This is a genomic window from Variovorax sp. 38R, from assembly GCF_014843395.1.
Lineage (GTDB): Bacteria > Pseudomonadota > Gammaproteobacteria > Burkholderiales > Burkholderiaceae_C > Variovorax > Variovorax paradoxus_H.
In genome coordinates this window covers 1,946,010-1,957,463 of sequence record NZ_CP062121.1, presented here as the reverse complement: position 1 = coordinate 1,957,463, position 11,454 = coordinate 1,946,010, and the positions used below count along the sequence as shown (strand labels likewise).

General features: G+C 65.3%; 8 protein-coding genes. 1 reads left to right on the top strand and 7 read right to left on the bottom strand.

Annotated features, from left to right (window positions below; all coding sequences use genetic code 11):
* Window positions 1–26: 26 nt before the first annotated feature.
* Window positions 27–2,003 (bottom strand): penicillin-binding protein 2, encoded by a 1,977-nt coding sequence (gene mrdA, locus IG196_RS08755; protein ID WP_192195830.1) that lies wholly within the window; start codon window positions 2,001–2,003, stop codon window positions 27–29.
* Between the two features lie 530 nt (window positions 2,004–2,533).
* Between mrdA and IG196_RS08750 the strand changes: the two genes are divergently transcribed.
* Window positions 2,534–3,427 (top strand): arginase family protein, encoded by an 894-nt coding sequence (locus IG196_RS08750; RefSeq protein ID WP_192195829.1) that lies wholly within the window; start codon window positions 2,534–2,536, stop codon window positions 3,425–3,427.
* Window positions 3,428–3,829: 402 nt separating this feature from the next.
* Here IG196_RS08750 and IG196_RS08745 read toward each other — a convergent pair whose 3' ends face one another.
* The 6 genes from IG196_RS08745 to IG196_RS08720 form a co-directional block, all read right to left on the bottom strand.
* Window positions 3,830–4,006, bottom strand: a complete 177-nt coding sequence (locus IG196_RS08745; RefSeq protein ID WP_192195828.1) for a hypothetical protein — start codon at window positions 4,004–4,006, stop codon at window positions 3,830–3,832.
* A 733-nt stretch (window positions 4,007–4,739) separates the two neighbouring features.
* The gene (locus IG196_RS08740) at window positions 4,740–5,654 is read right to left on the bottom strand and encodes a LysR family transcriptional regulator (RefSeq protein WP_192195827.1); all 915 of its coding nucleotides are present in this window, start codon (window positions 5,652–5,654) and stop codon (window positions 4,740–4,742) included.
* A gap of 57 nt (window positions 5,655–5,711) precedes the next feature.
* Complete coding sequence (locus IG196_RS08735) at window positions 5,712–6,518, bottom strand: oxidoreductase (RefSeq protein ID WP_192195826.1); 807 nt, start codon at window positions 6,516–6,518, stop codon at window positions 5,712–5,714.
* 40 nt (window positions 6,519–6,558) lie between these two features.
* Window positions 6,559–9,636 carry an efflux RND transporter permease subunit gene (locus tag IG196_RS08730; RefSeq protein ID WP_192195825.1) on the bottom strand — a complete coding sequence of 1,026 codons (3,078 nt, stop codon included), beginning with the start codon at window positions 9,634–9,636 and terminating at the stop codon, window positions 6,559–6,561.
* Entirely contained in the window at window positions 9,633–10,748 is a 1,116-nt protein-coding gene (locus tag IG196_RS08725; protein WP_192195824.1) for an efflux RND transporter periplasmic adaptor subunit, read from the bottom strand. Before IG196_RS08725 ends, IG196_RS08730 begins: the two co-directional genes overlap by 4 nt.
* A gap of 84 nt (window positions 10,749–10,832) precedes the next feature.
* Window positions 10,833–11,450, bottom strand: a complete 618-nt coding sequence (locus tag IG196_RS08720) for a TetR/AcrR family transcriptional regulator (protein ID WP_192195823.1) — start codon at window positions 11,448–11,450, stop codon at window positions 10,833–10,835.
* Window positions 11,451–11,454 lie beyond the last annotated feature (4 nt).

Below are 11,454 nucleotides of genomic sequence, written 5' to 3'. Positions count from 1 at the left end.
ATGTCATTGCACATTCGCCCGGCCTCTTAAAGCACTGAAGCTTCGCCGGCCTGCGCATCGGCGTCCAGCATCGGCACCTCACTGGCCGCCAACGGCTTGCCGATGGGCGCCCCGGCCTTCCCCACCTGGACCGCCGCCATGTCGGCGTCGTTCGGGTACTGCCCCGCAATCCAGTAGTCGAACACCCGGCGCACGATCGGCGCCGCATGCGCCGCACCGAAGCCCGCGTTCTCGACGACGGCCGCCACAGCGATGGTCGGGTCTTCGGCCGGGGCGAACGCCACGTACAGCGCGTGATCGCGCTGGCGCGCATCGAGCGCCTTGCCACTCGCCCGCGCCTTCGGACTCAGGCCCACAGCCTGCGAGGTGCCCGTCTTGCCGGCCGAGGTGTACGCCGCGCCGGCAAACACGCGCGTGCCGGTGCCGCCCTTGGTCACCGCCACCATCGCGTCGCGCACCACCTCGACGTGCTTGCGCGCATAGCCCAGGTCCTGGGCCGGGGGCTGCACCTGCCGCACTACCGCGCCGCTCGCCGTGTCGCGAATGGCGCGCACCAGGTGCGGCTGGTAGCGCACGCCGCCGTTCGCCAGCGTGGCGTTGGCCGACGCCAGCTGCAGCATCGTGAAGTTGTTGTAGCCCTGCCCGATGCCCAGTGAAATCGTCTCTCCCGGGTGCCAGCCCTTCATGTCGGCGCGCCGGTAGGCCGCGCGCTTCCATGCCTTGCTCGGCAGCACGCCGCGCGACTCGCCTTGCAGGTCGATGCCCGTGTACTGCCCGAAACCCAGCGGCGCCATGAAGTCGTGAATGAGGTCGACGCCCATCTCGCTGGCCAGCGAATAGAAATACGTGTTGCTCGAAAACTGGATGGCGCGGTGCATGTCGACGCCGCCCAACCCGCCCCGATGGCTGCGAAACGTACGCCCACCGAAGTTGTAGAAGCCCGGGTCGTTCTCCACCTTGTCCGCCGCGCGCTTGCCGGTCTGCAGCGCCGCCATCGCCATGAAGGGCTTGTAGGTCGAACCGGGCGGATACGTGCCGCGCAGCGCGCGGTTCAGCAGCGGGTTGTCGGGCGACTCGATCAGCGCCTTCCAGCTCTCCGTGTCGATGCCCTCGACGAACAGGTTGGGGTCGAACGTCGGCTTGCTCACGAAGGCCAGCACCTCGCCGGTCTTCGGGTCGATGGCCACCAGCGCGCCCCGGCGCTCGCCGAACATGTCTTCGACCAGCTTCTGCAGCTTGATGTCGAGCGACAGCATCACCGTGTCGCCGGGTTTGGCGGGGTGACGGGCCAGCCGGCGGACCGCGTGCCCGCCGGCTGAGGTTTCCATCTGCTCGACCCCGGTCTGGCCGTGCAGCGCCTGTTCGTAGCTCTGCTCGATGCCGACCTTGCCGATGTAGTCGGTGCCCCGGTAGTTGGCACGCTCGTCTTCGGCCCAGTCGTCCATCGCGGTTTTCTCGCGCTGGTTGATGCGGCCGATGTAGCCGATCACGTGCGCGCCCACCTCGCCATACGGATAGGTGCGAAACAGCCGCGCCTTGATTTCCACGCCCGGGAAGCGGTAGCGCTGCGCCGCGAAGCGCGCCACCTCTTCATCGCTCAGGCGCGTGCGGATGGGCAGCGAGTCGAAGCTGCGCGAATCTTCGCGCAGGCGCTGAAAGCGGCGGCGGTCCTTGGGCGTCACTTCGACCAGGCCACCCAACTCGTCGATGACGGTCGTGATGTCGCCCACCTTCGACGGCGTGATCTCCAACGTGTAGGCCGCGTAGTTGGACGCCAGCACCACGCCGTTGCGGTCCAGGATCTGTCCGCGGTTGGGCACCACCGGAACGATCGCCGTGCGATTGTTCTCGGCCCGCCCTGACAGCTCGTCGTGCCGCACCACCTGCAGGAAAACCAGCCGTGCGCCGATCAGTCCGAACCCGAACAACACCGCGCAGCCGACCACCACCACACGGCGGCGAAAAAGTGCGAGCTCGGCGGCGGCATTGCGGATTTCATTCATCTAGCGAAAGGGGATGGGGGGATGGGGAACAGAAGAAGAGGCGTAAAGCCCGATAGGAGGCCCTGTGCGCCCGAAGGTTCCGCGACCCGACTGTCATTCGACGAATGAACGCGCAGGAAAAAGTCAGCCAATGCGGCCGACGGCGGTTTGCGAAGTTTTCAAGTCACCGGACCGCGCTCCCACGCGTGCCACAGATGCATTCACCGTCCGGCCTGTGCAAGCTGATTCCGGGAGCAGCCAAGAAGCATGCGCAAAGGCGGACGATGACCAACGCACCTGCATGTGGCCCGGCCGCCGCAGCGACTGCAGGACGAAAAAGCAGGTTGGCAACCCGTCCGAGTCGACCAAATATTCAGGTGGACGTCATGGACTTTGCACAGCACAACGAAAAGGGTGTGACAGCGACGAAAGTACTCCAGAGTTGCGTCTGACCTGAGATGCCAGTTATGGTGGAGCGCTCGTCCGCGAGCCGGAGCCACAAAGATACAGGCAGTGACCCGCTCCGCAAACGGTCTCTCACAGAGGCGCCTATGCCGACCCTTCGCTATGCAATTCTCGAAGCCCCTTCCACGTTGGGCCTGGCGACGGACGACGTAGAGCGCTTGCCCGACCAGCTCCTCGCCCTCGGCCTTGCGCAGCGCATCCGTGCACGCCACGCCGGGCGGCTCGCTGTGCCTCCAAAGGACCCCACGCCCGACGCCGAGACGGCCACCCTGAATGCCAGGGCCATTGCGGCGTGGTCGCCCCAGCTCGCCGACGCGGTGGAAGCGGTGCTCGACGCGGGCGAGTTTCCGATCGTTCTGGGCGGTGATTGCACGATCGTGCTGGGCTCGATGCTCGCGCTTCGACGGCGCGGCCGCTACGGCCTGCTCTTCATCGACGGCAACGCCGATTTCTTCCAGCCCGAGGCGGAACCGAATGGAGAAGGCGCCTCGATGGACCTGGCCTTCGTCACCGGCCACGGGCCGTCGCGGCTGACCGACATCGAGGGTCGCGGTCCTCTGGTCCGTCCCGAAGACACTGTCGCGTTCGCGTATCGCGATCACAAGGATCAGGAAGCATACGGAAGCCAGCCGCTCCCTAAAGCGCTCAAGGCGATTGACCTTCCTGCCGTATACGCGATGGGCATCGAGGCCGCCGCGAGCGAAGCGGTCGCGCACTTGACGCGAGAAGAACTCGATGGCTTCTTCATCCATCTCGATGCCGATTGCCTCGACGACGCGATCATGCCGGCCGTCGATTTCCGCGTGCCGGGCGGGTTGTCGTGGGACGAGCTGGGGGCCGCGCTTCGGATTGCCCTTGCGAGCGGCAAGGCCGTCGGCCTCGAGGTCACGATCTACAACCCGCGCCTTGATGAGAACGGCAGCGCCGGGCGCGGCCTGGCTGACGTACTGGCCGCCGCGCTCGGAACAGCAGCGTCTTGAACACAGCGAGCAGCGCCTGCTTGCTGGCGCAGTTGGGCGCACGCTGAACGACAGACTTTGGGTCGTTTGCCGACTGGCTGCTTCAGATCGCGCCGAATTCCGATTCAGGGCTTCCCCAATCTAGCTTTGGATGCCATCCAATCTCATCGGACGTCCTTGCACGACAGATGGCCGATCTCCCAATGAAAAAGGGCGTTCACTGAACTTCAGTGAACGCCCTTGGTCGTTGTGATGGGCTGGGGTCTACTGAATGATGTCCTGGAACGCCTACATCTACTGGGAATTTGGATCTCTTTCTTTGGTTTGTTCCCCGCTTTGTTCCCCGGTCTTCGTCTGGCAATAGCCTACGGCCCACGTCAGGGTACTTGCCCGTCCCTAGCCCCAAAGCGCTCCGCGATGACATCAGCGACGGCCTTGCTCGGCGAACGTCGTCAACATTGTTGCAAAATGTTCTCCAACCCTATTCGAAGGTTTCGGAGGGGAATCAATGGCGAGACGGCGCAAGTCCAGCACGGCCGATGAACTCATGGATCTGGTGGCCTTGATGCCCTGGTGGGCGGGCGTGGTGTTGGCACTCATCAGCTACTGGGTGTTGCATGCCATTGCCACGCGTCCCCTGCCCGTGGCGCAGCCCTCGGCCTCACCGTCGTCAATGACGACCGGCTCGATCCTGCCGGCCACAAGAAGTACCTTGAAGCCGAAAAGGCGCGGTGGTCGAAGGTGATCAAGGACGCTGGCGAATACGCCGATTGATGCGACGAGGACATCGGGCTGATAGCGCCCGAGCTTTTCCGTTTGACGGTATGGCAGGTCGGTCGGACCCGCCGAACCCACGGCCCCATCGAGGCATCCAAATGGAGCAGCGCGCGCTCCATTCCGTCCTGATTCGAAAAATCGCGAACCCCGTTCAGGGGTTGCCGCCCTGCGACCAGCCGCCTTGCCCTTGCGATAGGCCGAGGAGAAGCTGCCGGCACAGCGGTTCATCCATCGACGCGTGGACCTACATTTTCGCTGACGCTTGAACCGCCTGTATTCCAACGCGCACGCCTGTGGTTCTGCGCATCGGTGCGCAGAAGCGGGTCAGCGTTCGATGGAAAAGTGGGGCCAATGCGCGTGGAAATCCGCATCACAGGCTTTCCGCGGAAACGCGGAGTTCGAAACCTTCGAGATCCCGAAGGATTTGGACCACGACGTGGCCGTCCCGGCGGGCGACGTCAGGGCGCCTAGTCACGCCGCAGCAAGCTGGTTGCGCGATCCCGCTCGCTTCAGTGACAACCCGCAGAGAAGCGCGCATCCTTCGCACGTTGCCAGCTCACTGCGCGTCGATGCTCGTCCGCGAGCCTGTCGGCTTCAACCGGCTCGCGAGAAAATCCAGCAGTGCCCGATGCACCGCCGTGCTGTGCCGGCGCTCCAGGTACACGGCAGACAGCCACATGTCGCTGCGAACGAACTCCGACAGCACGGGCACCAGACGCCCGCTCTCGACGTAGGGCTCGAGCATCACCGAGGGCAGGTAGACGACGCCTGCGCCAAGCAGCGCCGCCTGGATAAGCGGACTGGCTTCCGTCGCATCCAACGGTCCACGGACCGCGACCTCGAGTGGCTGACCGTCGACTTCGAAGCGCCACTTGGGCAGCGGATTCAAATGGCTGCTGAACAGCGCGATGTGATGCGCAAGTTCGTCTGGATGCACAGGCACACCATGCTTGCGCCAGTAGACGGGAGCCGCGCAGACAGTGAGCTGCATCGACACCAGTTTTCGAACGATCAAGTTCTCGTTGGCTGAAGCGCCGAAGCGAAGCGCGATGTCGACGCCCTCCTCTGCAAGATCGACCATGCGGTTCGTGAGCACGAGACTGATGCTGACCTCCGGATAGTGGCCAAGAAAGGCGTTGATCAGTGCCGGCAGTTCCGTCAGTTCCATGCCGTACGGCGCCGAGATGCGCACACGGCCGCTGGGAATCCGCGCGCGATCCTGGAGTTCGGCTTGCGTGACGTCGGCCAGTTCGAGCATGGGCCTGCTTCTTTCGAGCAGCAAGGCGCCGGCGTCGGTCAGGCTGACGGCATGGCTGGTCCGGTTCAGCAATCTGACGCCGAAGCGGCTCTCGAGTGCCGCGATGTATTTGCTGACGGTGCCCTTGGACAGCGAAAGATGCTTGGCCGTGCGGGAGAAGCTCCCCGAAGTGGCGACCTCGCTGAATGTGCGCAGGAGATCCAGGCTGTCCACGATGTTCTCCTTCTTGTTGGTCAGGGCGATGCTGGTGCGAGCATCTCGGACAGGTGCTCAGGCGAGTCCCAGCTTTTTTCTCAGGCTCGCATCCACCGGTCCTGCCGGCATGAAGCGGCGCAATTTCGTCAGCAGAGACGCCTCCCCCGGCGGCGTGCAACGCATTCGCCACGGGCCCAACGCCGCCTCGACGATGGTGCCCGCCACACCGTGCGGCTCGGGCGCACTGCTCACGCTCTCGGCCACGGAAAGCGTCACCAGTTCGCGTTCGCGGTCATAGCCCGCGATCCGCGCCTTGACACGGGGCGCATTGGCATCGAGGTGGGTCCGGGTGAAGGCCGGTTGCACCAGCGTGGCGCGAATGCCGAACTGGCGCACTTCGTGGTCCAGCGACTCCGACAGCCCTTCCACCGCATGCTTGGTGGCCGCATAGAGTCCCATGTACGGGGCGGGAAGCACACCGAGCACGGAGCTCACGTTGACGATTCGCCCACGTTTTTGCTGACGCATGTACGGGAGCACCTCGCGCGTTACGCGCAGCATGCCGAAGACGTTGGTGTCGAACAGCTCCGCGGCCTCGGCCGTCGAGGTTTCCTCGACCGCGCCGATCATCATCATTCCCGCGTTGTTGACCAGCACGTCGATGCGCGTGGCCCTGTCGATGACGGATTCGATGCACCTCTGGACAGAGCCTTCGTCCCGGACGTCCATCTCGACGAACTCGACACCAGGCAGAGAAGGTGCCTTGCGCAGGTCACGCACGGTGCCGAACACCCGGCAGCCTCGCGCCACGAACATTTCTGCGGCAGCGCGTCCGATGCCCGAGGACGCGCCGGTCACGACAACGACTGATGAACTCGACATGACTGGTTCCTTCGATCTTGATGAATGGTGACGAAGCGCATCAGTGCGCGGGCTGGGTCGCGTTGCCGGGTTTGATCCGGAACCAGATCGCATACATCGCCGGCAGGAACACCAGCGTCAGGATCGTTCCCGCGAAGGTGCCGCCGATCAGCGTGTACGCCAATGCGCCCCAGAACACCGAATGCGTCAGCGGAATGAACGCGAGGATGGCCGCGAGCGCCGTCAGGATCACGGGCCGGGCGCGCTGCACGGTCGCCTCGATAACCGCATGGAACGGGTCGAGCCCCTCCTTCTGGTTGTGGTGGATCTGCCCGAGCAGGATCAGCGTGTTGCGCATCAGGATGCCCGACAGCGCGATGAGTCCCACGAGCGCATTGATGCCGAAGGGCTGCTGGAACAGCAGCAAGGTCGGCACGACGCCGATCAGCCCGAGCGGGCTCGTGAGGAACACCATGACCATCGCGGAGATTGAGCGCACCTGGAAGATGATGATGAGGAGCGTGATCGCCAGCATGATGGGGAACAGCGGCAGCATCGCCGCGGTCGCCTTCTCCGACTCCTCGATGGAGCCGGCCTCGGCGATGCGGTAGCCGGCCGGCAGCTTCTGCATCAGGGGCTGCAATTGCGCGGTGATCGCGGTCGATACGTCGGGGGGCTGCAGCCCGTCGGCGATGTCGCCCTGCACCGTGATCGTGGGCATGCGGTCGCGTCGCCGCATGACGGGCTCTTCCATGCGCACCTCGACCTCGCCGACCTGCGACAGCGGAATGCGTTGGCCGCCGGCACCGGCGAGCGTGAAGTCCACGAGCTTCGCGGGATCGAGCCGGGTGCTGCCGGCCGAACGGGCCACCACCTGCACGGTGCGGATGTCCTCGCGCACGGTCGTCACAGGCACGCCGCTCAGGAGGAACTGCAGTTGCTGCGCCACAGCGCTGGAGCTCAGCCCGACAGCCTGCAGGCGGTCCTGTTTCAGGGTGAAGTGCAGCGTGGGCGTGCGGGTGCCCCAGTCGGTGCTGACGGTGCGCATCATCGGGCTGGCGTCCATCACCTGCCGCACCTCGGCCCCAATCCTGCGCAGCTCGTTCGCATCGGGCCCGGAGACACGGTAGGCCACGGGGAACGGCGAGTACGGCCCGAACACGAGCTGGGTCACGCGCACCCGCGCCTCGGACGCGAGGCCATCGGCAATGGCCTGACGCAACCGGTGCTTCAAGGCTTCGCGCTCCTCCTGGCTGGCCGTGCGCACCACGATCTTGGCGAACGACGGATCGGGCAGTTCGGGCCCCATCGCGAAGTAGAAGCGGGGCGCGCCCTGTCCGATGTAGGACGTGACGATCTGCGCCTCCGGCTGCGTGGACAGCCAGGCCTCGACCTTGGCCGTTGCGTCGCTGGTCTGCGTGATCGACGTGCCGTAGGGCATCTGCACCTCGACCAGGACCTCGGGGCGGTCGGAGATCGGGAAAAACTGCTTCTTGACCACACCCATGCCGAGGATCGACACCACAAAGAGCGCGACGACCGCGCCCGCCACCCACCACTTGCGCGCGATGACACGTCCCAGCACATGACGGAGTCGGTTGTAGCGCGGCGTGCCGTAGATCGCGGCATGGCCGCCTTCGATCTTCTTGAAGTTCGGCAGCAGCTTCACGCCCAGGTAAGGCGTGAACACCACGGCGACCACCCACGATGCGATCAGCGCGATGCCGACGATCCAGAACATGTTGCTGGTGTACTCGCCCGCTGTCGACGGCGCAAAGCCGTTGGGCATGAAACCGACGGCGGTGACCAGCGTGCCCGAGAGCATCGGAGCCGCCGTGTGGCTCCAGGCATAGGCGGACGCGGCCACATGGCTATAACCCTCCTCGATCTTCACGACCATCATTTCGATGGCGATGATGGCGTCGTCCACCAGCAAGCCAAGCGCGAGGATGAGCGAGCCGAGCGTTATGCGGTCGAAGTTCTTGCCGGTCGCGGCCATCACCACGAAGACCACGGCCAGCGTCAGCGGCACTGCGGCGGCCACCACGAGGCCCGCACGCCAGCCCATGCTCAGGAAGCTCACCAGCATGACGACCAGCAAGGCCGCGAAGAACTTGACCATGAACTCGTCGACCGACGCGGCGATGTTCACCGACTGGTCCGTGACCTTGGTCAGGCTCAGGCCCAGGGGCAGCTCGGCGTTGATGGCGCGGGCTTCCACGTCCAGGGCCTTGCCCAGGTCGAGCCCGTTCCATCCCTCCCGCATGACCACGCCGATCAGCAAGGCCGGCTCGCCACCGTTGCGGATCATGAAGGTGGCCGGGTCTTCGTAGCCACGCCTGACCGTGGCCACATCCGACAACTTCAAGGTGCGGCCCTGCGCGACCAAGGGCGTGTCGCGGATCTTCTGCAGCGTGTCGAACGCGCCGTCCAGCCGAATGAAGACCTGCGGGCCCTTGGTTTCCACGGACCCGGCCGGGCTCAGCGCGTTCTGGCTGTTGAGTGCGGCGAACACGTCTTGCGGCCCGATGCCCAAGGTGGCCAGCCGGTCGTGCGCGAACTCGACGTAGATGCGCTCGGACTGCTCACCGGCGATGTTGACCTTCTTCACGCCCGGCACATGCAGCAGCCGTTGGCGCAGCGTCTCGGCGTCGCGCACCAGCACGCGCTGCGGTTCTCCCTTGGCCTTGAGCGCGAACAGGGCGAAGGTGACGTCCGCGTACTCGTCATTGATCATCGGCCCGATCACGCCAGCCGGCAGATTGCCCGCCTCATCGCCGAGCTTCTTGCGCGCCTGATAGAACTGTTCCTGCACCAGTGCCGGGGGCGTGCTGTCGAGCAGCGTCAGGGTCGTGAATGCCAGGCCGGGCCGCGTGTAGGTCTCTGCGCGGTCGTAGTAGCGCAGCTCCTGCAGGCGCTTCTCGAGCTTCTCGGCGACCTGGTCCTGCATCTCCTGCGCCGTGGCGCCGGGCCAGGCCGTGATGATGGTCATCACCTTGACGGTAAAGGCGGGATCTTCCGCGCGGCCCAGCTTGAAGAATGCGACCAGCCCCGCCAGCGAGATCAGGCAGATCAGGAACAACGTGATGGATCGCTCGCGTACGGCCAGTGCCGACAGGTTGAAGCGGCCTTCGCTCATGGGTGGGCTCCGCCCACCGCTGGCGTTGCGGCCGATGTCGCGACACGCACCTTCTCGCCTTCGCGCAGCAGGTGAGCGCCGAGCGCGACCACCTGGTCTCCCTGCTTGAGCTGGCCGGTGATCCGGGCGCGGTCGTCGTCCAGATGCTCGACGACCACCGGCTGCCAGCGCACCGTCGATGGATCGCCACCGATGACCCAGACGCCCGTCGCCTTGCCCGTATCGAACAGGGCTGCGATGGGCACCTGGACGCCTCCTGCCTTGCCGGACTTGCCGTCCGCGATGTCAACCGTGACCGTGGCGCCCAGGGGCGCGTTGGCGAGCTCGCCATCGAGCACGTAGCGCGCCTCGAAGGTACGCGTGAGCTTGTCGGCCGCATCGGAGAGCTGCCTGAGCTTGACGGGCACCGCAGCACCTTCCTTGCCGAACAGCGTGGCCCGTCCGCCGGAGCCGACGGCCGGACGCAGCGTCTCGGGCAGCTGGACCACAGCCTCCCTGCGCCCGGCCTGCGCCACGCGGACCACCGGCTGCCCGGCGTTGACGACCTGGCCAGGCTCGGCCAGCGTCTCGAGCACCGTGCCGTCCGCATCGGCCGTGAGTTCCGAATAACGATTGGAATTGCGAGCAACCTCGGATTGCGCTTCGGCCGCACCGAGCTGGGCCTGGGCCGCATCCGCTGCAGCCTTGACCTGGTCGTACGCCGAAGCGGAAATGGCGCCGGTGCCGCGCAGATCGCGGTAGCGCGCTTCTTCGTCGCTGGCCTGCTTCGCACGTGCCCATGCGGCACTGACCGCCTCCTGCTGCGCACGCGCCGCCAACCTCAGGTCGACCGGGTCGATGCGCATGAGCAACTGCCCACGCTTGACCGTCTGACCCGCGTCCACGAAGCGCTCCAGCACCTTTCCGGAGACGCGAAAACCCAGGTCGCTTTGAACCCGCGCGGCCACGGTGCCGGTGAACGAGCGCGATGCCGCCGTGGCTGTCTGGACCGTGGCTGCGCGCACCAGCGGTGTCTGCGTGCGCGGATCGGGCGGAGCCTTGTCGTCGCAGGCGACCAGCGCGAACGGCAAGGCGCAGACGAAAGCGGATGTGAGGAAGCGGCGCGAGTGCATGAGGGGCCCATAGACGAATCGATCAGGGCCCCGATTCTGATAACAGTGACCATTTTAGTCAATGGTCACAATCAATTTAGATTCTCAAGGAGACAAACTGCGCAGCACCAGACCCGACAGCTGAGCCGGCGCCTGGTCCGTGTAGTGAGCACTGAGCTGCAGGATCACGGGGTTGATATAGGGGTGCATGACCAGATAAATGGCCGCCGCCGTCTCGTCGATCGGCGTCTTGCGCTCGAAGTCGCCCGTCTCGCGGCCCTGCTTCAGCAGCTCGACGAGCATCTGCCGGATGCACTCTTCATGGGCAATGGCCGACGGCCAGCGCTCGCTGGCCGCCGAGATGGCGATCTCATAGAGCTTGCGGTCCTGGAAGAACAGGCGCAGGCCCGAATCGACAATGGCCTTGAACATACGGCGCAGCTTCTCGGGCGGGCTTTCGACCCCGTCGACCGCCACGCGGATGCCCTCCTGGATCTCGCGCAGGCAGTTCGAGCAGATCATTTCGCCGATCGCCTGCTTGGACTCGAAGAACTTGTAGATGTACGCCTTGGAGAAGCCGATGGCCTTGGCCAGGTCGGAAACCGTGGTCTTCTCGTACCCGTACTGGCTGAAGTGTTCGGTGGCCGCGATGACGATCTGCGCGCGCACGTCGTGATCGGCCGGCCCTCGCGCGGCAGGCGGCGAAGAAGTTGCATTGCTCATGACC